Genomic DNA, 20,813 nt, shown 5'->3' on the forward strand with positions numbered 1-20,813 from the left:
GCCCTGTCCACTGTGCCATGACGCTATCGTTATCATGTGGAACCGAACTATTCAATTTGGCTACCCAGCCAGGAGGGGGCCTGCCCTTGCGGAAGGAAGCGTTTTGTCACCGGCGATGCGCCCACGCAACTGCCGCGAAGACGCTTGAAATCCGGCGCGGGCTGGTCGAAAAGCTGTGTCAACAGGACATTAACGGATCGGGGCCGATGGTGCGGGCCTTCCCGCCCGGCCTGACCCGGCGTCCCCGCAGGGTGTCTGAGTGACCAGGGTGCTCATGTGATCCGGCAATCCAGAACCGGCGGAATTCCGCGCCCCCGTGGCGTGCGGACGGTGCCGGACCCGCGGAGGAATTCACCTTGACGCACGGGGCCGAAGCGGCGGCCGGACCGGCGGATCCCGGTCGCCTTCCGATGATCCAGCCCCACGGCTGGCTTCTCGTCCTGGACCGCGACACCGGGCGCATCGTCCAGGCCAGCGCCAACATCGCCGAGCTGACCGGCCGGGCTGCGGCGGATTGCCTGGGGTTGACGGTGGCGGAACTGCTGGGGCCACCCGTGGCCGACCCGCTGGCCCGTGCCATGCTCGGCGCCGGCGACTCGGTGGGGCCTTTCGACTGCCGTCTTCCGTGCGGCGACAGGCCGCGGGAACTCTGGGGGCTGGGGCACCGGCAGCCGACCGGCCTGCTGCTGGAACTGGTGCCGAACGAGAACCCGGCGAACACCGGGCCGCTCCTGGCCGGCCTCTGCGGCGCTGTCCGGAGCTACCGCTCCAGTCCCGGCATCGACACCCTGCTGCGCGCCGCCGTGGCCGATCTGCGCCGCACCATCGGGTACGAGCGGGCGCTGGCGATCCGCTTCGACCGGCAGGGCAACGCGCTGATGGTCGTCGAGGATTCCGCCGTTTCCGCCGGCAGCATGCTGGGGGAGCGGGTGGCGGCGACCCTCATCCCGGCGGAGAGCCGGGCGCACTGGGAAACCACCCGCCTCTGCGCCGTTCCCGACGTGCTGGAGGCGACGGTGCCGCTGGTGCCGGCGCTGAACCCGTTGACCGGCCAGCCGCCGGACATGACCCGGCTGGCGCTGCGCCCCGGATCGCCGGGCCTGTCTGCCTATGTGCAGGAGCGCGGTGTCCGGGCCGTGCTGCTGGTGTCGCTGATGTCGGGCGGACGGCTGTGGGGGCTGCTGGCCGGCTTCGACCCGCAGCCCCGCCGGCTGTCCCCGTCGGTCTGTGCCCTGGCCGAAGCGCTGGGCGAGATCGCCGCCGCCCAGATCAGCGTGATGGAGGAGCGCGCCAGTGCCGGGGCGCGGCTGGCGGCCAGCCGGTCGATCGAACGGCTGACGGCGGCCCTGCGGGCGAACCACGACCTTGCCGCCGCCGTCGAGGAACGCCGCGACGACCTGCACATCCTGTTCGCGCCGGACGCCTGGGTCGCCTACATCGACGGCGAGATGCGCAGCGAGGGGACCCCGCCGTCCCCCGGCTGGCTGATGGAGATGCTGGAGCGCACGGATGTCGAGCGGCGCGACGGTGTCGTCGCCGCCTGCGAACCGGAGGCGCCCGGGGACTACCGCGCGGTGCTGCGGATCGAGGCCGCCCCCGACGCCTGGCTGCTGATCCTGCGCCGCTCGCCCGAGCCGTGGACCGCGGGCGAGCTGGATTCCGCCCAGGAACTGCACCGCCTGATGGTGGAGCGTCACGCCGAACTGTACCGCGTGCGGACGGAGATGCGGCTGCACCGGCTGGCCTTCTACGATCCGGTGACGGAACTGCCCAACCGCAGTTTCCTGTTGCAGGACCTGCAACGCGCCCTGGCCGTGGGCGAGGATCCGGCCCTGCTGATCATCAGCCTGGACCGCTACAAGACGCTCGCCGGGAGCCTGGGCTTCACGGCTGCCGACCGGCTGGTCGCCGCCGTCGCGCGCCGGCTGGAGGGCTGCCTGGGGCCGGGCGACAAGCTGGCACGGGTGGACGGCGGCGAGTTCGCCGTGCTGGTGCCCGCCGCCCGCGGGGCGGAAGGGGCGGGCCTCATCAGCCACGCCGTGCGCGAGGCGCTGCGCAACCCGGTGGAGGTCGAGGGGCGGGAGGTGTTCGTCACCGCCAGCCTGGGCGTCGTCTCCTCGGCCCAGGCGCACGGCCTGCCCATGGAGGTGCTGCGCAACGCCGAGATCGCGGCGCTGGAGGCGGAAAGCTCCGGCGGTGGCACCCGCTCCTTCGAGGCGGCCATGCGCGCCCGCCTGACGGAACGCTACGACCTGTACGACCGGCTGCGCCGCGCCGTCTATTTCAGCGGCGGCATCCGCACCGCCTACCAGCCCATCGTCGATCTGGCGGACGGCCGGCTGCTGGGCTTCGAGGTGCTGGCCCGCTGGCAGGACCCCGACCGCGGCGAGATCTCGCCCAGCGAGTTCATCCCGATCGCGGAGGAGACGGGCCTGATCGTCCCGCTGGGCAACCAGATCCTGATGCAGGGCTGCCGGCAGATCGGGCGCTGGAACAAGCTGCGGCCGGACTGCCCGCTCTATGTCTCGGTCAATCTCTCGCCCTACCAGATGGACCCCGGCCGCATCGATCTGGCACGCTGGGTCCGCGGCGTGCTGGAGCTGACCGGCGCCGACCCCTCCTGGGTCAAGCTGGAGATCACCGAGAGCGGCCTGATCGCCAACGCCAGCAACGCCGTGGAGGTGCTGCACCGGCTGCGTGACCTCGGCGTCGGCCTCGCCATCGACGATTTCGGTACCGGCTACTCGTCGCTTTCCTACCTGCAACGCCTGCCGGTGGAATCGATCAAGATCGACCGCAGCTTCATCGCCGGCATGGGCGAGTCCGTGCAGGGGACGGAGCTGGTCCGCACCATCGTCCAGCTCGCCCGCATCCTGGGCTTCAGCGTCGTGGCGGAGGGGATCGAGACGCCCGACCAGCTCGAACAGGTGCGTGCGCTGGGCTGCGGCCGCGGCCAGGGCTTCCATTTCGCCAAGCCGCTGACCCCCTGGGAGGCCGAGGCGCTGGTGCAGGGGGCGGCCCCCTGGACCGGTCCCCTGGATGCGCTGTCCGCGGAGGCTGCCTGCGTGGATGCCCCCGGCCTCGGCGGCCGTCTCGCCCGGGCCTGACCGGGGTGGCCGCGGCATCCGGCGCGTCCGTGATCCTTCGGGGACGCCCGCGGGCGCCGGCCCTGCCCTGCGCCCGGCGCGATTGTTTCGGAGGCTGTTGCTTGCTATATCCTGCCCCGATCGCACAGGGACCCGCGTGGCAGCCGCCCCGCGGGTCGTTGTTGCTTGTGGAACACCCCTTTCCAGCGCATCCCCGCCGCGGGGGCGCGCGAAGCTCGGACCGCGAACCATGACCCGACGCCGGCGCATTTACGAGGGCAAGGCCAAGATTCTCTTCGAGGGCCCGGAACCCGGCACCCTGGTTCAGTACTTCAAGGACGACGCCACCGCCTTCAACGCGCAGAAGAAGGGCGTCATCACCGGCAAGGGCGTGCTGAACAACCGCATCTCCGAGTACCTGATGGTGAAGCTGGGGGAGATCGGCATCCCCACCCACTTCGTCCGCCGCCTGAACATGCGCGAGCAGCTCATCCGCGAGGTCGAGATCATCCCCATCGAGGTGGTGGTCCGCAACGTCGCCGCCGGCTCGCTGACCAAGCGCTTCGGCATCCCGGAGGGCACGCAGCTCCCCCGCTCCATCGTCGAGTACTACTTCAAGAACGACGAACTGGGCGACCCCATGGTCTCGGAGGAGCACATCACCGCCTTCGGCTGGGCGGCCCCGCAGGACCTGGACGACATGCTGGCGCTGGCGCTGCGCGTCAACGACTACCTCTCGGGTCTGTTCCTCGGCATCGGCCTGCGGCTGGTGGACTTCAAGGTGGAGTTCGGCCGGCTCTGGGAGAACGAGGAGATGCGGATCATCCTGGCCGACGAGATCAGCCCGGACAACTGCCGCCTCTGGGACGTCAAGACCAACGAGAAGCTGGACAAGGACCGCTTCCGGCAGGATCTCGGCAACGTCGCCGAGGCCTACCAGGAGGTGGCGAAGCGCCTGGGCATCATGCCCGAGGCCGGTCCCGGCGACATGAAGGCCCCCAAGCTGGTGCAGTGACGCGCCGGCGCAGCAGCACTCCCCCCGCCGCCGGCCCCTGGGCCGGCCGGCCGGTCCTCCCTCCCGCGATCCCGGATGAACACCCCATGAAGGCCAAGGTCATCGTCACCCTGAAGAACGGCGTTCTGGACCCCCAGGGCAAGGCCATCGGCCACGCCCTGCATTCCCTCGGCTTCGAGGGCGTGGGTGAGGTGCGGCAGGGCAAGCTGATCGAGCTGGAACTGGCCGAGACCGACCAGGGGAGGGCCAGGGCCGCGGTCGAGGAGATGTGCCGCAAGCTGCTGGCCAACACGGTGATCGAGAACTACACGATCGAGCTGGTGGGCTGATGGTGCGCGCCGCCGCTCCGGCGCTGGCGCTCGCCCTGCTGCTGGCCGGTCCGGCCGTGGCAGGGGCGCCCGACGCGCCTGCGGCGGCGGTCCTGGCCTGCACCGGCGTGACCGATGCGGCCGAGCGGCTGGCCTGCTACGACCGCACGGTGCCCGCCCTGCGCGATGCCGGGCGGGGTGAGGGGGCCTCGTCCGCGGACGACCTGGGCGCCGAACGTCTGGCCCGGCCCGACGCCGACGGCCAGGACGCCGCCCCGCGCACCCTGACCGCCCGCGTCGCCGCCCTGCGCAGCACGCCGACGGGCCGGCTCCGGATCGACCTGGACAACGGCCATGTCTGGGTCCAGACCGAAACCGTCCGCCTGCCTCTGAAGGAGGGCGACACGGTGACCATCGAACCGGGCGTGCTGGGCAGCTACAACCTCCGCACCCCGCGCACCCCGCGCCTGTTCAAGGTGGAGCGGGTCGGCTGACCCCGCCCGGGACACCCGATGACCGATACCGCATGACCGATACCGACACGCCGACCACCCCCAGCCCGCCCCCGCAGCCCGCCACGCCGGACATCCTGTCGGATGCCCCGGCGAGCGCCCTGGCCGCGCGGGTGACGGAGCTGGAGATCCGGCTGACCCACCAGGACCGCATGCTGGAGGAACTGTCCGACGTGGTGGCCGCCCAGGCCCGCACGATCGACACCCTGACGCTGCGCCTGCGCCTCGTCACCGAACGCCTGCGCGACGCCGAATCCTGGCGCCCCAGCCCCCAGGACGAAAAACCCCCGCCGCATTACTGAGGGGGCGGGGGTATTACTGAAGGGTCAGGGAGCGGCGACCGGTGGTGTCGGCTGCCGCGTCATCTCCTCTGCCAGATGCTGCGCCAGAAGCTGGCGCATGCGACGGCATTCCGTCTGGTCGAGATCGCGGCCGAGCCGGTTGCCGCAGGTGGCGAGGAGACGCCTGTCGATCTCCCGCGGAACCCCTCTCCTGACGGCCATCTCCTGCCGGATAAGGGCCTTGTCGTCCGGAGCCAGGGTGTCGGCGAACTCCGCCACGATCCGTTCCAGGGGCGGCGGGTCCGTTCCAGGGGCCGGTCCGGGCGGCCTGTCCGCGGTCACTTCCGGCCCGTGGGGTGGGCGTAGTGCCATCAGGTTGGCGACGGTCGCCCTGTCCCATTCCGAAACCGTGTCGGCTTCGTCCCGCAACTGCGGCGACTGCGACCCGCGACCGGGCTCGATCCCCAGCAGGTGGACGCGGACGCCGAAGGACTGCGCGATCATCACGCCGGGCAGGATGTCGCCGTCCCCGGACAACAGAAGCGCATCGGCCATGGCCTTGTTGCGGGCCAGCTCGATCATGTCGGTGACGATCAGGGAGTCCACCCCCTTCTGCTCTCCGGCGCTGTTCACGATCCCCAGGCGCAGCTTGATGTCCGGTGTGCGCCCGATGCGGGTGTGCTCGGCGGTGGGGCCTCGGTAGGCGGCGCCATCGTACCAATAGATGCGCAGCAGGGGCAGACCGGGACTGACGGCATCCGCCACACGGCGAAGCTCGGCCACGACCGTGTCAATGTCCAGATCGATCAGGTGCCGGGGTTGCCGGCTGCCGGCCAGGGCGGCGGACCCCTGCGCGAACAGGTATCCGGCGTCAACGAAGATGGCGACGCGATCCACGGGGCCGATCCGAAAATAAAAAGGGCCCCCCGCAGGGAGCCCCTAGATAGGCTGCCACTCCCCAGATTGATAGCGGGAAGCGGGAGCAACTTGAATATAACGCGCTTCTGCCGGTTCTGCAACTTCGGCTGTTCTACGGGGCGGGAATGCGAGCCCGCCATTGCCCAAGACCTTTGGGCGGCGCCAGCGCAAGCCGGAACCGCCCGTCAGGACCTCACTCCGCCGCCACCTTCGGGGCGGCGAGGCTGCGCAGCACATATTGCAGGATGCCGCCGTGCTTGTAGTAGTCCACCTCGTCCAGCGTATCGATGCGGCAGAGCAGGTCCACCGTCTGCTTGCTGCCGTCGGCGCGGGTGATGGTCAGGGCCAGGGTCATGCGCGGCTTCAGGCCGGCCTCCACGCCTGCGATGTCGAAGGTCTCGCTGCCGTCCAGCTTCAGGGTCTGGCGGTTGACGCCGGCCGGGAACTGGAGCGGCAGCACGCCCATGCCGACCAGGTTGGAGCGGTGGATGCGCTCGAAGCTCTCCGCCACCACGGCGCGGACGCCCAGCAGGCGCGTGCCCTTGGCCGCCCAGTCGCGCGACGATCCGGTGCCGTACTCCTGCCCGGCGAACACCACCAGCGGGGTGCCCTCGGCCTGGTACTTCATGGCGGCGTCGTAGATCGGCATGACCTCGCCCGTCGGCACGAAGCGGGTGACGCCGCCCTCCACGCCGGGCACCATCTCGTTCTTGATGCGGATGTTGGCGAAGGTGCCCCGCATCATGACCTCGTGGTTGCCGCGGCGGGCGCCGTAGCTGTTGAAGTCCACGACGCCGACGCCGTGACCGGTCAGGTACTCGCCGGCGGGGCTCGCCTTCTTGATGTTGCCGGCCGGGGAGATGTGGTCGGTGGTGATGCTGTCGCCCAGGATGGCGAGCGCGCGGGCGCCCGTCACGTCCGACACGTCGCCCGGCACCGGGGCGATGCCGTCGAACAGCGGCGGCCGCTTCACATAGGTGGACGCGCCCTCCCAGCGGTAGGTCTCGCCCTCCGCCGTCCGGATCGCCTGCCACTGCTCCGGACCCGCGAAGACGTTGGAGTAGCGGCTGCGGTACATCTCCGGCGTCAGATACTGCGCGATGGTGGCCTCGATCTCATGGTTGCTCGGCCAGATGTCGCGCAGATAGACCGGCTGGCCGTCCTTGCCCGTGCCCAGCGGCTCGCGGGTCAGGTCCAGGTTCATGCTGCCGGCCAGGGCATAGGCCACGACCAGCGGCGGGCTGGCGAGGTAGTTGGCGCGGACCTGGGAATTGACGCGGCCCTCGAAGTTGCGGTTGCCCGACAGCACCGAGGCGACGGTCAGCTTGCCCTCGTCCACCGCCTTGCTGATCGGGTCCGGCAGCGGGCCGGAATTGCCGATGCAGGTGGTGCAGCCGTAGCCGACCAGATTGAAGCCCAGCCGGTCTAGCCAGCCCTGGAGGCCCGACGCCTCCAGATACTCGGTGACGACCTGGCTGCCCGGCGCCAGCGAGGTCTTCACCCACGGCTTGCGGGTGAGGCCCTTCTCCACCGCCTTCTTCGCCAGCAGCCCGGCGGCCACCAGGACGGAGGGGTTGGAGGTGTTGGTGCAGCTCGTGATGGCGGCGATCACCACATGACCGTGGTCGATCGCGTAGTCCGCGCCCGGAACCGGGGTGGGCTGGCTGGCTGGCCGGCCGGCCACGTCCTTCTCCAGGAACGCCTTGAAGTCGGCGCAGGCGTCGGAGAGCTGGACCCGGTCCTGCGGCCGCTTCGGCCCGGCCAGCGAGCTTTCCACGGTGGACAGGTCCAGTTCCAGCGTGTCGGTGAAGACCGGCTCCGCCGCGTCCGGGGTCCACCACATGCCCTGGGCCCTGGCATAGGCCTCCACCAGTTCCACCCGGTTCGGGTCGCGGCCGGTGAAGCTCAGATAGCGGATCGTCTCGGCATCGATCGGGAAGATGCCGCAGGTGGCGCCGTACTCCGGCGCCATGTTGGCGATGGTGGCGCGGTCGGCCAGCGTCAGGTGCTCGATGCCGGGGCCGTAGAACTCCACGAACTTGCCGACGACGCCCTTCCTGCGCAGCATCTGCGTCACGGTCAGCACGAGGTCGGTGGCGGTCGCCCCCTCCTTCAGCTTCCCGGTCAGGCGGAAGCCGACGACCTCCGGGATCAGCATGGAGATCGGCTGGCCCAGCATGGCCGCCTCGGCCTCGATGCCGCCCACGCCCCAGCCCAGCACGGCCAGCCCGTTCACCATGGTGGTGTGGCTGTCGGTGCCGACCAGCGTGTCGGGATAGGCGACCTCGGTCCCGGTCTGGTCGGTGTCGGTCCAGACGGTCTGGGCCAGATATTCCAGGTTCACCTGGTGGCAGATGCCGGTGCCCGGCGGCACCACGCGGAAGTTGGCGAAGGCCTTCTGGCCCCAGCGCAGGAAGGCGTAGCGCTCGCCGTTGCGCTGGAACTCAAGGTCCACGTTCTCCTGGAACGCGGTCGGGCTGCCGAAGGAATCCACCATCACGGAATGGTCGATGACCAGATCGCACGGCGTCAGCGGATTGATCTTCTGCGGGTCGCCGCCCAGCGCCTGCATCGCCTCGCGCATCGCCGCCAGATCGCAGACGGCCGGCACGCCGGTGAAGTCCTGCATCAGCACGCGCGCCGGGCGGTAGGCGATCTCCCGGTCGCTGCGCCGGTCCTTCAGCCACTGCGCCACGGCCTTGACGTCGTCCACGCTCACCGTGCGCCCGTCCTCGAAGCGCAGCAGGTTCTCCAGCAGCACCTTCATGGAGAAGGGCAGGCGGGACAGGTCGCCCAGGCCCGCCTTCTCGGCCGCCTTCAGGCTGAAGTAGTCGTAGGTCCTGCCCCCGACGTCGAGCGTGCGGCGGGTCTTCAGGCTGTCTTGGCCGGTGATCGTGGACACGGGTGGACTCCTCCATCGGGTCGTCGGGTGTGCCGCCTGGAACGGCGCTGTCGGCTTCCGGCTCCAGCGTCCGGAACGCGCACCGCCCAGGGATTCGCGCGGGCTTGCCGCCCAGGTATTCCTTCCGGGCATTCCGCCCGGTGGGTGTTACTCCCGGGCGTTCCGCCCGGTGGATTCTCGCGGGCGTGATGTAGCGCGTTTTCCGGGTCGGATCAAATGCGCCGGGGATAGCTTGACAGGCGCATCCGGACCGCTCTGCGGCATGAACCGGCGGCGTCCCCGCATGTCGCGGCCCGTGTCGTGGATGCCGCCCAGGGTTGCCATTTGGGTCGTTCATACCCGTTCCACGCGCTCCCGTTCCAGCGGGGCGGGGCGGCAGGGCGTCGCGGGTGACCGTCTCCGGCAGGGGCGCGACCGCCCCGGCCGGGTCCCGCCGGGAGGGGCGTATCCGGCGTTTTCTTTCGTGCTGAGTCGGGTGTCGGCGCGGTCGGTTGCGCGGATCGGCGGCTGTTCCGGAATCTTGTTCTTCTGGCCCGGTTGCGGTTGACACCGGAGAAATTTTAACAGAAAGGTCACCGGCCGAGCGGGTTGCGCGCCTTGCATGCCTCTCCTGTGAAAAAGCTCCGGCGCGCGCGGGCGGAGGATTCCGAAGAGATGTTGTCCTATGCGGTCCGGCGTCTGCTGGAAGCGATCCCCACATTGCTGGTCATCGTCGCGCTGGCCTTCTTCCTGATGCACGCGGCGCCGGGCGGCCCGTTCGACGGCGAGCGCGTGCTGCCGCCGGAGATCGAGGCCAACCTGAAGGCGGCCTACAATCTGGACAAGCCGATCTGGCAGCAGTTCCTGATCTATCTGGGCAACGCGCTGCAAGGCGATTTCGGGCCCAGCTTCACCTATAAGGACTTCACGGTCAGCGAGCTGATCGGGACCGGCTTCCCCGTCTCGCTGCGGCTGGGCCTGTCGGCCATCTTCCTGGCCGTCGCCATCGGCTGCACCCTGGGCGTGCTGGCCGCGATGCGCCAGAACACCCGCACCGACTATGCGGTGATGGGCGTCGCCATGGCCGGCATCACCATCCCGAACTTCGTCATGGCGCCCTTGCTGACGCTGGTCTTCGGCATCTATCTGGGCTGGCTGCCGGTGGCCGGCTGGGGCAGCGGGGCGATCCAGAACATGGTGCTGCCGGTGATCGCGCTGGCGCTGCCGCAGATCGCCATCATCAGCCGCCTGACCCGCGGCGGCATGATCGAGGTGCTGCGCTCCAACTTCGTGCGCACGGCGCACGCCAAGGGGCTGCCGGAGCGCCTCATCATCTGGCGGCACACGCTGCGGGCGGCACTGCTGCCCGTGGTCTCCTATCTCGGTCCGGCCATCGCCGGGCTGGTGACCGGCTCGGTCGTGATCGAGCAGATCTTCCAGCTTCCCGGCATCGGCCGCTACTTCGTGCAGGGCGCCATCAACCGCGACTACACGCTGGTGATGGGCACGGTGATCACCTACGGCTCGCTGATCGTGCTGATGAACCTGATCGTGGATCTGGTCTACGGCCTGCTGGACCCCCGGGTCCGCTATGACTGACGCGGGCGGCCGGCCGTCCCTGAGACGGCCGCCCCCGGCGACGATCCCAGCCTTGAACCCGTCACGCTCGGCCCGGGCGGTGGCGGCAGAGTGACGGTAAGGGCGGAGTGACGGAAGCGATGGCACAGTTCAGCATCCGGGGCGGGGGCTCCGACCTGATGGAAAAGGCGGCGGAGGAGGTCCAGGGCCGGTCGCTCTGGGACGATGCGCGCCGGCGCCTCTTCGCCAACAAGATGGCGGTCGCCAGCATGGTGGTGCTGGCGCTGATCGCGCTGATGGCGATCTTCGCCGACGTGCTGAGCCCGCACGACTACGACGCCGTCTACTGGGAGGCGATCGGTATCCCGCCGACCTTCGAGAACAGCCACTGGTTCGGGACGGACGCCAACGGCCGCGACCTGTTCATCCGCACCCTCTACGGCGCCCGGGTTTCGCTCATGGTCGGCATCGTCACCACCCTGGTGGCGCTGATCATCGGCGTCAGCTACGGCGCCATCGCCGGCTATGTCGGCGGCCGGGTGGACAACATCATGATGCGCATCGTGGACGTGCTCTACTCGATGCCGCTGATGTTCTTCGTCATCATCCTGGTGGTGGTGTTCGGCCGCAACATCCTGCTGGTCTTCGCCGCCATCGGCTGCGTCGAGTGGCTGACCATGGCGCGCATCGTGCGCGGCCAGACCCTGTCGGTGAAGCGCAAGGAGTACATCGAGGCGGCCCGCGCTGCCGGCGTCTCCAACGCCTCCATCATCCGGCGCCACATCATCCCCAACGTGATCGGCCCGGTCATCGTGTTCATGACCCTGCTGGTGCCGGTCGTGATCCTGGTCGAGAGCTTCCTCAGCTTTCTGGGCCTGGGCGTGCAGGAGCCGATGACGAGCTGGGGCGTGCTGATCTCCGAAGGGGCGGCGCAGATGGAGAATGCCCCCTGGATGCTGGTCTTCCCGGCGGTATTCCTGGCCGTGACCCTCTTCTGCTTCAACTTCATCGGCGACGGGCTGCGCGACGCCCTCGACCCGAAAGACCGCTGACCGGGGATCGCCAGCCATGACAGCCGTGCTCGAAGTCCGCGATCTCCAGGTCCGCTTCGCCACCCCCGACGGCGAGGTGAGCGCCGTCAATTCCGTCTCCTTCGACGTCAACGAGTCCGAGTGCGTCGGCATCGTCGGCGAATCCGGCTCGGGCAAGAGCCAGCTCTTCATGGCGGTGATGGGGCTGCTGGCCCGGAACGGCCGGGCCCTGGGCTCCGCCCGTTACCGCGGGACCGAGCTGGTCGGCATGCCGGTGGCGCAGCTCAACCGCATCCGTGGCGACAAGATCGCCATGATCTTCCAGGACAGCATGACCTCGCTGACGCCGCACATGCGGGTCGGCCGCCAGATGACCGAGGTGCTGATCCAGCACAAGGGCATGACGGAGGGTCAGGCCCGCGGCAAGGCGCTGGAGATGCTGGAACTGGTCCGCATCCCCGAAGCGGCGCGGCGGCTGAACCAGTACCCGCACGAGCTGTCGGGCGGCATGCGCCAGCGCGTGATGATCGCCATGGCGCTGCTCTGCGAGCCGGAGCTGCTGATCGCGGACGAGCCGACGACGGCGCTGGACGTGACGGTGCAGGCCCAGATCCTGGAGCTGATGGCCGATCTCAAGCGCGTCACCAAGGCGGCCATCGTGCTGATCACGCACGATCTCGGCACCGTCGCCGGCCTGTGCGACCGGGTGCAGGTGATGTATGGCGGCCGCTTCATGGAGACGGGCGACGTCCGCCAGATCTTCTACAATCCGCAGCACCCCTACACGCAGGGCCTGCTCTCCTCCATGCCGCGGCTGACCGAGGACCGGCGGGAGAAGCTCTATGCCATTCCCGGCCAGCCGCCCAACCTCCAGCGCCTGCCGGCCGGCTGCCCGTTCCAGGAACGCTGCACCTTCGTCCATGACCGCTGCGCGGCGGAACTGCCGCTCCTGCGCAGCGCCGGCCCCGGCGGCCAGATGAAGGCCTGCCACCTGCAAAGCCTGCACCATCCGGTCGACGACCCCGCCGCCGCGGCGATCCCGGCGGAGGCGCTGCCGCCGGTGATCGCCAGGGGCTGATCCCGATGGACTTCGCGCCCAGGGTGCCTTGGCCGCCGGATTTTCCGGACGTGTTCGTGCATACGACCGTCAAGCTCCGGGACGGGCACCCCGATTATGCCGCCGCGAAGTCGGGCCATGCGGATGCCGCCTTGCGGCTGGCCGCAGATCTCATGGACGATACCGTGATCCGGGAGCTGGGGGCGTTCTGTTCGGAAGACGCACGCCTTCTGCCCGTGTCGGCAAAGGAATCGACGGGTTTCAACGGCATCCCGGATGCCATGGCGGCGATCCTGTCGCGGACGCTCGGCATACCGGCGGACCGGGACCAGGTGGTGCAGACCAACGTCGTCTTCCACACCCGTGCCGACGGCTGGCATCGCCTGCGCTCCCCGGCGACCTTCGACGGTGCGGTGCAGCCCGATTGTGCCTATATTCTCGTCGACGACCATGTCGGCCTGGGCGGGACGCTGGCGAATCTCCGCGGATATGTCGAGACGAAGGGCGGCCGCGTGGTCGCGGCCACGACGCTGACCAAGAGCCGCGACAGCGACAGGCTGGCCCTGCGGCGGGAAACCCACGAAGCGTTGCACGCACGGTTTGGAGGCGATCTTGACGACTTCTGGCGCGAAACCTTCGGCCACGGGCTCGACTGCCTCACCGAACCGGAAGCGGGCTATCTCCTCCGGAGCGACGGCCTTGACCGAATCCGAGATCGTCTGGCTTCGGGCGCGGAAGCGGGAAGTGCATGACGTCGCCGCGTCTTTTCCTCTGAGCCATGGCCGCATCGCGGATGTGGGCATGGCCGGCCGGACAGGCCCCGGGTCCGCAACCGACGAATAGTCCCTGTCAATCTCTTCTGTATCTGGAACAGTGGTGCCCGCCCCCATGACCGATCTCCTCACCGTCCAGGACCTGAAGGTCCATTTCCCCATCCGCACCGGCGGTCTGGTGATCGGCAGGTACACGCCGCTGAAGGCCGTGGACGGGGTCAGCTTCAGCCTGAAGGCGGGCGAGACGCTGGGCATCGTCGGCGAGTCCGGCTGCGGAAAGTCCACCCTGGGCCGCGGCATCCTCAAGCTGATCCCGCCCACGGCGGGCCGCGTCGTCTGGCTGGGCACCGACCTTGCCGGGCTTGAGGGGGAGGCGCTGCGCGCCAAGCGGGCGGAGATGCAGATCGTCTTCCAGGACCCGCTGGCCAGCCTGAACCCGCGCATGACCATCGGCGACATCATCGCCGAGCCGCTGACCGTGTTCCAGACCCGCCTCTCCGCCGCCGAGCGGAAGGAGCTGGTGAAGGACATGATGGCGAAGGTCGGCCTGCTGCCGCAGATGATCAACCGCTATCCGCACGAATTCTCGGGCGGGCAGTGCCAGCGCATCGGCATCGCCCGCGCCATGATCCTGCGGCCGAAGATGGTGGTCTGCGACGAGCCGGTGTCGGCGCTGGACGTCTCGATCCAGGCGCAGATCATCAACCTGCTGATGGAGTTGCAGGAGGAGATGGGGCTGTCGCTGCTGTTCATCAGCCACGACCTCTCCATCGTCCGCCATGTCAGCCACCGGGTGATGGTGCTCTATCTCGGCAAGGTGATGGAGATCGCGGACCGCGACGCCATCTATGCCGAGCCGCTGCACCCCTACACCCAGGCGCTGATCTCCGCCGTGCCGATCCCGGACCCGGACCTGGAGAAGTCCAAGCAGCGCATCGTCCTGGGCGGCGACCTGCCCAGCCCGATGAACCCGCCGTCCGGCTGCGTCTTCCGCACCCGCTGCCCGCGGGCGACGGAGATCTGCGCGCAGGAGGTGCCGGTGCTGGAGCCGAAGCGCCCGGGCCACCAGGCCGCCTGCCACCACTGGGGCCCGCCGGAGCAGGCCCTCCTCTAGAGCCTCCGGAACGGCTCCCGCACCGCTCCCGTCCGCAAGGGCGGGGGCGCCGGGGACAAGCCGGGGACATTGACAGGGCCTTAAGACTTGGGGCGCAGGGTCGGAGCCGTCTTCGACGGAGGTCCGAGCCTTGTTCTTCCAGCTTCCCGGCGCCACCCGGGTCGAGGTGGCATCCCTGTTCGCCGTCATCGCCGCACCGGCCCTGGCCGGCTTCGGCGTCGCCGCCACCTTGCTGCTGCTGTCGCCGGAGGTGATGGCGGACAAGTCCTGGGCGGTCTTCGCGCTCAACATCGTCAAGCTCTGCTATCTGGGCACGGCCGCGGCCCAGCTCGGCCGCTGGATCGCCGAACAGACCGACGGCGGTCCGGGCAATCCGGGCTGGTGGCGCGGCGACCATGACGACCTGCCCGCCCCGCCGGCCCGCGCCGATGCGACCGCCGCCTGGGCGCCGTTTCCCAACGCGCTGGACGCCAGCCTGCTGGCCGTGGCCCTGACGACGCTGGCGAACCGGCTGGGATAGGCCCTGGCGCAGGAGCATCCGGGGAGCACCCGCGGCCGGGCTTGACGCTCCGCTCCCCGTTCCTACCTAAGAGGCGGTCCGGGCCCCTCTGGCAGTCGAGGCGTCGGCTGTGATGTCGGACTTGATCCCTCATCGCCGACGCACGGCATGTCCGCAAGAGGCCTCCCTTGGAAGCGCTGCTTCTTCTGCTGTCCACCCCGTTCCTGGGAAAGGCAGTCTGGCTCTGGCTCCTGTTCCTGGGCATCGTCCTCGCACTCCTGGTCTTCGACCTGGGCGTGCTGAACCGCAAGGACCATGAGATCGGCGTGAAGGAAAGCCTGTGGCTTTCCGCCTTCTACATCGCCATCGCCGCCGCCTTCGGCGGCTGGGTCTGGTGGTACATGGGCCCGACCCCGGGCATGCAGTACTTCACCGGCTTCGCGCTGGAAAAGGCGCTGGCGCTGGACAACGTCTTCGTCATCTCCCTGATCTTCACCTATTTCGCCGTTCCGCGCCTGTACCAGCACCGGGTGCTGTTCTGGGGCATCCTGGGCGTGATCCTGCTGCGCGGCCTGATGATCGGGCTGGGGGCGGCGCTGGTCACGCAGTTCGACTGGGTGCTCTACATCTTCGGCGCCTTCCTGCTGGCGACCGGCGTGAAGATGCTGCTGATGAGCGGGGAGGAGGAGACCGACCTCTCCCAGAACCGGCTGCTCCTGTTCCTGAAGCGGCGGGTGCCGGTGACCGACCGTCTGCACGGGCATGCCTTCTTCGTGCGGGAACCCGATCCGGCCACCGGCCGGCTGAAGCGGGTCGCCACGCCGCTGTTCCTGGCCCTGCTGATGGTGGAGATCGCCGACGTGATCTTCGCGGTGGACAGCGTGCCGGCCATCTTCGCCATCACGACCGATCCGTTCATCGTCTATACCAGCAACATCTTCGCCATCCTGGGCCTGCGCGCGCTCTATTTCGCGCTGGCGGCGATGGTGCACCGGTTCAAGTACCTGAAGTACGCGCTCTCGCTGGTGCTGGTCTTCATCGGGGCCAAGATCTTCTGGAACCAGATCTACGGCAAGGTCGATCCGGCCATCTCCCTGTCCGTCACCTTCACCCTGCTGGCCTCGGGCGTGCTCTACTCCCTGTGGAAGACCGGCCGCGGTCCCACGGATGCGGAGAGCGCGCCGGTGCCGGACGCCGCGGCCGAGGCGGCGCCGCGCCGGCTGGAGAAGGCCCACGGCGGGGCGGCCGAGTAAGAACCGCCGTGGGTGCAGGCCCTGTCCCGCCCTACCGGGACAGGGCTTCGGCCAGGAAGGGCAGGCTGCGGTCCATCCGGTAGTCGACGCCGGAATGGTCGTCGCCGAATTCCTCGTACCGGTGGGCGATGCCCAGCCCGTCGAGGATGCGGTGCATGCGGCGGGCGCCGTAGACCAGGTTGTACTGGTCGCGGTCGCCGCAGTCGATGAACAGCCCCTTCAGCGAGCGCAGCGCGTCGGCGTGCGCCTCCGCGATCACCACCGGGTCCCAGGCCAGCCAGTTGACCCAGCGGTCGGCGATCAGCTCGCAGGTGTCCAGCGTCACCGGCAGCCGCACGCCGAAGGGCTGCGACGGGTCGGGGTCGTAGCTGGCGGCCATGGCCAGGATCATCAGGGCGTGGGTGTCCTTGCCGTCCACCTTGTCCGCCGTCTCCAGCGCCTGCATGAAGCGCTCGACGGAGCCGCCATGCTTCGCCAGCGCCCGCAGGGTGGCCGGCATGTCCGGCAGGTAGCAGAGGTCGAAGGCCATGTCGCCGGAATGGCAGGCCGCGGCGGACCACACGTCGGGCCGCTTCATGGCGTGGATCATGGCGCCGTAGCCGCCGGAGCTTTTGCCGAAGATGCCGCGCCGGCCCGGCCCGCCGCAGCCCACCGCCGTTTCCACCGCCGGCAGCATCTCCGCGCACAGGAAGTCCATCCAGCGGCCCATGGCGGCGGAGTTGATGTACTGGTTGCCGCCCAGCCGGGTGAAGCAGTCGGGGAAGGCGACGACGACGGGCGGCAGGGTTCCCGCGGCGATCAGACGGTCCAGCCGCTCCGGCACGTTCTCTCCGAAGTTCTTCCAGTTGGTGTGCGACAGACCCGAGCCGGTGTAGCCCACCACGTCCACCAGCAGCGGCAGGCCCCGACCGTCGTGCCCGTGCGGGACGTAGACGTCCACCGCGCGGGCGGGCCGGTCGCCCAGCAGGTTGCCTTTCAGGACCTCGCTGACGACGGTCAGGCGCTGGACGGTGCCGCGGGGCGTGTCGGGCGAACGGTGCATGATCGGTATCCGGTTCCGGAGGGAGGGGAGGGGGAGGGGAGGGGAGGGGAGGAGGGGAAGGGGAAAAGAAGGCAGGGAGGGGCGCGTCGGTGACGCGCCGCGGTCAGAGGCCGTGAACCGGGTCCGGCGGATTGCCGCCGGGCGGGAAGTCGCGCTGGCCCAGCCGGGCGCGGTGTTCGTTCAGGGACCAGACCACGCTGGGGAAGGCAAGCTGGCCCCAGGGGATGTCGTCCCAGGCGAACAGGCCGACCTCCACGCTCTCCGGCCCTGGCCCGATCTCGGGCGAGAGCAGGCGGGCACGGTAGATGAGCTGGACCTGGCTGATGCGGGGGATGTCGTAGACCGCCAGCAGGCAGTCGATCTCGATGCGGGCACGGGCTTCCTCCCACGCCTCGCGGGCGGCGCCGGCCGCCGAGGCCTCGCCCAGCTCCATGTAGCCGGCGGGCAGGGTCCAGAAGCCGCGGCGCGGCTCGATCGCGCGGCGGCAGAGCAGGATGCGTCCGTCCTCCCAGGTGGTGACGGAGCCGACGACGATCTTCGGGTTCTCGTAGGCGATGTAGCCGCAGTCGGGGCAGACCAGCCGCTCGCGGTCCTCGCCTTCGGGGATGGTGCGGACGCTGGGTCCGCCTGCTTTCTGGCCGGGCGTCATGACGCCCAGTGTGGAACGGGCGCGCCGGCCGGGCAAGGCCGGTGCGCGCCGTCCGTGGCGGGACGTCCGCCTGTCAGTTCTTCACGTCCTTGGCCGTGTTCTCGACCGCGCGGCCACCGGCTTGCAGATCCTCACCGGCCCCCTCGACGGTGTTGCAGGCGGAGACGCCGCAGGCGGCAACGAGAAGCGCCGCGGCCCAGAACTTCCTCCAGGAGAAATGCGTTGCCATGTCTGTTCCTTTCGTTCGTGCCGGAGAGGCTCGTCCGGGTCCGTCGCGGCATCGGCCGCGGGACGGTCAAAGGAACGGCGGCTTGTCAACGAGGTTCCGGTGACCTTCCTGGGGTAAGACCGCCGGAAGGAGGCTTGCCGGAAAGCGGGCGCACCAAGCCGACGGCCGATGTCTGGCCGTCGGCAGGGGCCGGGCAGTGTCAGGGCAGGCGGAGGATCAGGCGCGGATGTCCAGGAAGGCGCCGCGGCTGCGGCCCTGGTCCAGCGCCTGCTGGCGCTCATCCTCGCTGGGCGTGCCGGCGAAGGCCTGGACCTGACGCTCCTGCTGTTCGTCCTGCGCCTGCTGGGCGCTGGCCGCAGGATCGACCGGCTGCACCGGGGTGCGGACGAACTGTTCCGCCGGGCGGACGCTGTTCGCCTGGAAAGCCGACCCGTAGCCGGCCGAGTTGAAGATCGAACCCACGGCCATGATACACCTCACTCAGTTATCCCGAGTCTTACTCCAATAGATGGGCACGGTAAAGTCGCCCTTCACCCTGTATCCGGAAGTGTTCCGGCATGGCTGGCCTGCACGGCCCTGCGCGGATCCCGGCGCCATGGCTGGAGCCCGACCCCGGTTCCGCCTGTTTAACGGCCGGACCCGCCCCGATCCTCCGGGGCCGATTTCAGGAGAGCCGTCATGGACGCCGCCCGGGAGCAGGAACACGAGGAGCGCATCCGCCGCAAGGCGCACGAGATCTGGGAACGCGAGGGCCGGCCGGAGGGCCGCGCCGCGGAACACTGGGACAAGGCCTCCGAACTGCTGGCGCAGGAGGAGGGGCTTGCCGGGACGCTCCGGCGCAACCCCTCCCACGGGCCGGACGATGTGGCCCGGCGCGACCAGCCGGTGGAGCCGATCCTGGCCGTGGAGAGCCTGGGCGACCTACCCGGTCTCGCCGACCAGGGGGAGGAGCGGCAGGTCCCCGCCCCCGACCGCCGGACTGCCCGGGAAGAGGGCTGAGCGCCGACCCGTCCCCCCTGTCCGCTCTGAAGCGGACCGGACATGAACCGGACGGAAGCCGGACAAGGGGTATGGCCCCCACGCCCGCGGTGGCGCTATTGTCGCGCACCAAGCGGTCCGGTTCATGCCGGCAGCAGGCAATAAAGCGTCTGGAGGGACGGGCAATTGGCTAAGGTTGGTTCGGAGGACGCGGAGGGCGGGGTCGCCGTGCCGCACTGGTCGTCGCGTTTCGCCTTCATCATGGCGGCCGTGGGCTCCGCCGTCGGGCTGGGGAACATCTGGAAGTTCCCCTACATGACGGGCACGGGTGGGGGGGCCGCCTTCGTCCTCTTCTATCTGGGCTGCGTGCTCATGGTCGGGGTCCCCGTGCTGGTGGCGGAGCTGATGCTGGGCCGCCGGGCCCAGCGGGGACCGATCGGGGCTCTGGTCGCGCTGGGGCGCCGCTACGGCGGCACCCCCGCCTGGGGGCTGGTGGCCGGCATGGGGGTGGTGGCGGCGTTCCTCATCCTCAGCTTCTACAGCGTCATCGCCGGCTGGGCGCTGGCCTACATCCCCAAGCTCGCGGTCGGCGCCTTCGCCGGGGCCACGGCCCAGGCCACCGGCGCCATCTTCGACGGGCTCCTGGCCGATCCGCTGGCGATGGCGGGATGGCACACCCTGTTCATGGCCCTGACCGTGGTGATCGTGGCGCAGGGTGTGACCGGGGGCATCGAGCGGGCGGTTACGCTGCTGACGCCTGCATTGTTCGTGATGCTGGTGATCCTGGCCATCTATGCCTCGGTGACCGGCGACTTCGCGCGCGGCATGGCGTTCCTGTTCACGCCCGACTTCTCCAAGCTGACGACCGAGGTGGCGATCAGCGCCGCGGGACAGGCCTTCTTCTCCCTCTCCATCGGGTTGGGCACGATGCTCGCCTATGGCGCCTATGTGGGGGACAATGTCTCGCTGCCGAAGATGACGCTGACCATCGCCGCGGCGGACACCACCTGCGCGCTGGTGGCGGGTGTGGCGATCTTCCCCATCGTCTTCGCCAGCGGGCTGGACCCGGCCGGCGGGCCGGGACTGGTGTTCGTGACCCTGCCCGTGGCCTTCGGTGCCATGCCCTTCGGCTCGTTGTTCGGGGCGGTCTTCTTCGTGCTGCTGGCGGTGGCGGCGCTGACCTCCTCCGTCTCCCTGCTGGAGCCGATCGTCGCCTCCCTTCAGGAGCGGGTGCGGCTGCCCCGCATCGTGCTGGCGCTGGGTGTCGCCTTCCTCTCCTGGGTGCTGGGCTTCCTCACCATCTTCTCCTTCAACCGCTGGAGCGACATCCACCCGCTGGGCGGCGGGCGCACCTTCTTCGACCTGATCGACTACGCCACCACCAACATCATGCTGCCGCTGGGCGGCGTGCTGCTGGCCGTGTTCGCCGGCTGGGTGCTGACGCGGGAGGCGCGGGTGGAGGAGTTCGGCATGGGCGAGGGCGTGGTCTATCGCGTCTGGCTGTTCCTGGTGCGCTTCCTGGCGCCTGCCGCCATCGTCATAGTGGCCCTCGACGCCCTGTTCTGACGGCGGCTACAAGGGGGGATGTGATCCCCCCTTGTGCCGGAGG

20 protein-coding genes are annotated in these 20,813 nt (G+C 69.5%); 14 read left to right on the forward strand and 6 right to left on the reverse strand.

The annotated features are described in order from the left end of the window. Positions 1 to 410 precede the first annotated feature (410 nt). The 5 genes from ACFQPS_RS06240 to ACFQPS_RS06260 all read left to right on the forward strand — a co-directional run bounded on the left by ACFQPS_RS06240 (position 411) and on the right by ACFQPS_RS06260 (position 5,223). Positions 411 to 3,107 (forward strand): EAL domain-containing protein, encoded by a 2,697-nt coding sequence (locus ACFQPS_RS06240; protein WP_377357393.1) that lies wholly within the window; start codon positions 411 to 413, stop codon positions 3,105 to 3,107. A gap of 229 nt (positions 3,108 to 3,336) precedes the next feature. Further along, positions 3,337 to 4,101, forward strand: coding sequence for a phosphoribosylaminoimidazolesuccinocarboxamide synthase (purC, locus tag ACFQPS_RS06245; RefSeq protein ID WP_377357395.1), 765 nt, complete (start codon positions 3,337 to 3,339; stop codon positions 4,099 to 4,101). An 86-nt stretch (positions 4,102 to 4,187) separates the two neighbouring features. Next, complete coding sequence (purS, locus tag ACFQPS_RS06250; protein ID WP_377357396.1) at positions 4,188 to 4,430, forward strand: phosphoribosylformylglycinamidine synthase subunit PurS; 243 nt, start codon at positions 4,188 to 4,190, stop codon at positions 4,428 to 4,430. Beyond that, entirely contained in the window at positions 4,430 to 4,903 is a 474-nt protein-coding gene (locus ACFQPS_RS06255) for a hypothetical protein (protein ID WP_377357398.1), read from the forward strand. Before purS ends, ACFQPS_RS06255 begins: the two co-directional genes overlap by 1 nt. Before the next feature lie 32 nt (positions 4,904 to 4,935). Continuing rightward, on the forward strand, positions 4,936 to 5,223 hold the full coding sequence (locus tag ACFQPS_RS06260; protein ID WP_377357399.1) for a SlyX family protein: 288 nt from the start codon (positions 4,936 to 4,938) through the stop codon (positions 5,221 to 5,223). 24 nt (positions 5,224 to 5,247) lie between these two features. On the opposite strand, the gene ACFQPS_RS06265 is transcribed toward ACFQPS_RS06260, so the two are convergent. Together ACFQPS_RS06265 and acnA are read right to left on the reverse strand one after the other, a co-directional pair. Beyond that, on the reverse strand, positions 5,248 to 6,099 hold the full coding sequence (locus ACFQPS_RS06265; RefSeq protein ID WP_377357401.1) for an NYN domain-containing protein: 852 nt from the start codon (positions 6,097 to 6,099) through the stop codon (positions 5,248 to 5,250). 214 nt (positions 6,100 to 6,313) lie between these two features. Beyond that, on the reverse strand, positions 6,314 to 9,022 hold the full coding sequence (gene acnA / locus ACFQPS_RS06270) for an aconitate hydratase AcnA (RefSeq protein ID WP_377357402.1): 2,709 nt from the start codon (positions 9,020 to 9,022) through the stop codon (positions 6,314 to 6,316). A 654-nt stretch (positions 9,023 to 9,676) separates the two neighbouring features. Between acnA and oppB the strand changes: the two genes are divergently transcribed. The 7 genes from oppB (at position 9,677) to ACFQPS_RS06305 (ending at position 16,306) form a co-directional block, all read left to right on the forward strand. Continuing rightward, positions 9,677 to 10,600: an oligopeptide ABC transporter permease OppB gene (gene oppB, locus ACFQPS_RS06275; RefSeq protein ID WP_377357405.1), complete on the forward strand. Its 924-nt coding sequence runs from the start codon at positions 9,677 to 9,679 to the stop codon at positions 10,598 to 10,600. A gap of 119 nt (positions 10,601 to 10,719) precedes the next feature. Continuing rightward, positions 10,720 to 11,631, forward strand: coding sequence for an ABC transporter permease subunit (locus tag ACFQPS_RS06280; RefSeq protein ID WP_377357407.1), 912 nt, complete (start codon positions 10,720 to 10,722; stop codon positions 11,629 to 11,631). A gap of 16 nt (positions 11,632 to 11,647) precedes the next feature. Beyond that, positions 11,648 to 12,688 (forward strand): ABC transporter ATP-binding protein, encoded by a 1,041-nt coding sequence (locus ACFQPS_RS06285; protein ID WP_377357408.1) that lies wholly within the window; start codon positions 11,648 to 11,650, stop codon positions 12,686 to 12,688. Positions 12,689 to 12,693: 5 nt separating this feature from the next. Continuing rightward, entirely contained in the window at positions 12,694 to 13,419 is a 726-nt protein-coding gene (locus ACFQPS_RS06290; protein WP_377357410.1) for a hypothetical protein, read from the forward strand. Positions 13,420 to 13,555: 136 nt separating this feature from the next. Next, on the forward strand, positions 13,556 to 14,554 hold the full coding sequence (locus ACFQPS_RS06295; protein ID WP_377357413.1) for an ABC transporter ATP-binding protein: 999 nt from the start codon (positions 13,556 to 13,558) through the stop codon (positions 14,552 to 14,554). 130 nt (positions 14,555 to 14,684) lie between these two features. Further along, on the forward strand, positions 14,685 to 15,074 hold the full coding sequence (locus tag ACFQPS_RS06300) for a hypothetical protein (protein ID WP_377357414.1): 390 nt from the start codon (positions 14,685 to 14,687) through the stop codon (positions 15,072 to 15,074). 167 nt (positions 15,075 to 15,241) lie between these two features. Beyond that, positions 15,242 to 16,306, forward strand: coding sequence for a TerC family protein (locus ACFQPS_RS06305; protein ID WP_377357416.1), 1,065 nt, complete (start codon positions 15,242 to 15,244; stop codon positions 16,304 to 16,306). A gap of 31 nt (positions 16,307 to 16,337) precedes the next feature. Here ACFQPS_RS06305 and ACFQPS_RS06310 read toward each other — a convergent pair whose 3' ends face one another. The 4 genes from ACFQPS_RS06310 to ACFQPS_RS06325 all read right to left on the reverse strand — a co-directional run bounded on the left by ACFQPS_RS06310 (position 16,338) and on the right by ACFQPS_RS06325 (position 18,694). Then, positions 16,338 to 17,348 carry an alpha/beta hydrolase gene (locus tag ACFQPS_RS06310; RefSeq protein WP_377357418.1) on the reverse strand — a complete coding sequence of 337 codons (1,011 nt, stop codon included), beginning with the start codon at positions 17,346 to 17,348 and terminating at the stop codon, positions 16,338 to 16,340. 103 nt (positions 17,349 to 17,451) lie between these two features. Then, complete coding sequence (locus tag ACFQPS_RS06315) at positions 17,452 to 17,997, reverse strand: NUDIX hydrolase (protein WP_377357420.1); 546 nt, start codon at positions 17,995 to 17,997, stop codon at positions 17,452 to 17,454. A gap of 73 nt (positions 17,998 to 18,070) precedes the next feature. After that, on the reverse strand, positions 18,071 to 18,226 hold the full coding sequence (locus tag ACFQPS_RS06320) for an entericidin A/B family lipoprotein (protein WP_377357421.1): 156 nt from the start codon (positions 18,224 to 18,226) through the stop codon (positions 18,071 to 18,073). 216 nt (positions 18,227 to 18,442) lie between these two features. Next, positions 18,443 to 18,694, reverse strand: a complete 252-nt coding sequence (locus ACFQPS_RS06325) for a hypothetical protein (protein WP_377357423.1) — start codon at positions 18,692 to 18,694, stop codon at positions 18,443 to 18,445. A 210-nt stretch (positions 18,695 to 18,904) separates the two neighbouring features. Between ACFQPS_RS06325 and ACFQPS_RS06330 the strand changes: the two genes are divergently transcribed. After that, the gene (locus ACFQPS_RS06330) at positions 18,905 to 19,225 is read left to right on the forward strand and encodes a DUF2934 domain-containing protein (protein WP_377357425.1); all 321 of its coding nucleotides are present in this window, start codon (positions 18,905 to 18,907) and stop codon (positions 19,223 to 19,225) included. Between the two features lie 165 nt (positions 19,226 to 19,390). Then, a complete protein-coding gene (locus ACFQPS_RS06335; protein WP_377357427.1) occupies positions 19,391 to 20,770 on the forward strand; it encodes a sodium-dependent transporter in 1,380 nt (459 codons plus the stop codon). Positions 20,771 to 20,813: the final 43 nt, after the last annotated feature.

The sequence above is a fragment of the Rhodocista pekingensis genome, from assembly GCF_042665545.1.
Classification (GTDB): Bacteria; Pseudomonadota; Alphaproteobacteria; order Azospirillales; family Azospirillaceae; genus Rhodocista; species Rhodocista pekingensis.

What these genes read in the sequence shown, in the direction of transcription:
- ACFQPS_RS06240 (WP_377357393.1), top strand. Translation starts at nt 411, where the DNA reads ATGATCCAGCCCCACGGCTGGCTTCTCGTCCTGGACCGCGACACCGGG.
- purC (WP_377357395.1), top strand. Translation starts at nt 3,337, where the DNA reads ATGACCCGACGCCGGCGCATTTACGAGGGCAAGGCCAAGATTCTCTTC.
- purS (WP_377357396.1), top strand. Translation starts at nt 4,188, where the DNA reads ATGAAGGCCAAGGTCATCGTCACCCTGAAGAACGGCGTTCTGGACCCC.
- ACFQPS_RS06255 (WP_377357398.1), top strand. Translation starts at nt 4,430, where the DNA reads ATGGTGCGCGCCGCCGCTCCGGCGCTGGCGCTCGCCCTGCTGCTGGCC.
- ACFQPS_RS06260 (WP_377357399.1), top strand. Translation starts at nt 4,936, where the DNA reads ATGACCGATACCGACACGCCGACCACCCCCAGCCCGCCCCCGCAGCCC.
- oppB (WP_377357405.1), top strand. Translation starts at nt 9,677, where the DNA reads ATGTTGTCCTATGCGGTCCGGCGTCTGCTGGAAGCGATCCCCACATTG.
- ACFQPS_RS06280 (WP_377357407.1), top strand. Translation starts at nt 10,720, where the DNA reads ATGGCACAGTTCAGCATCCGGGGCGGGGGCTCCGACCTGATGGAAAAG.
- ACFQPS_RS06285 (WP_377357408.1), top strand. Translation starts at nt 11,648, where the DNA reads ATGACAGCCGTGCTCGAAGTCCGCGATCTCCAGGTCCGCTTCGCCACC.
- ACFQPS_RS06290 (WP_377357410.1), top strand. Translation starts at nt 12,694, where the DNA reads ATGGACTTCGCGCCCAGGGTGCCTTGGCCGCCGGATTTTCCGGACGTG.
- ACFQPS_RS06295 (WP_377357413.1), top strand. Translation starts at nt 13,556, where the DNA reads ATGACCGATCTCCTCACCGTCCAGGACCTGAAGGTCCATTTCCCCATC.
- ACFQPS_RS06310 (WP_377357418.1), bottom strand. Translation starts at nt 17,348, where the DNA reads ATGCACCGTTCGCCCGACACGCCCCGCGGCACCGTCCAGCGCCTGACC.
- ACFQPS_RS06315 (WP_377357420.1), bottom strand. Translation starts at nt 17,997, where the DNA reads ATGACGCCCGGCCAGAAAGCAGGCGGACCCAGCGTCCGCACCATCCCC.
- ACFQPS_RS06320 (WP_377357421.1), bottom strand. Translation starts at nt 18,226, where the DNA reads ATGGCAACGCATTTCTCCTGGAGGAAGTTCTGGGCCGCGGCGCTTCTC.
- ACFQPS_RS06325 (WP_377357423.1), bottom strand. Translation starts at nt 18,694, where the DNA reads ATGGCCGTGGGTTCGATCTTCAACTCGGCCGGCTACGGGTCGGCTTTC.
- ACFQPS_RS06330 (WP_377357425.1), top strand. Translation starts at nt 18,905, where the DNA reads ATGGACGCCGCCCGGGAGCAGGAACACGAGGAGCGCATCCGCCGCAAG.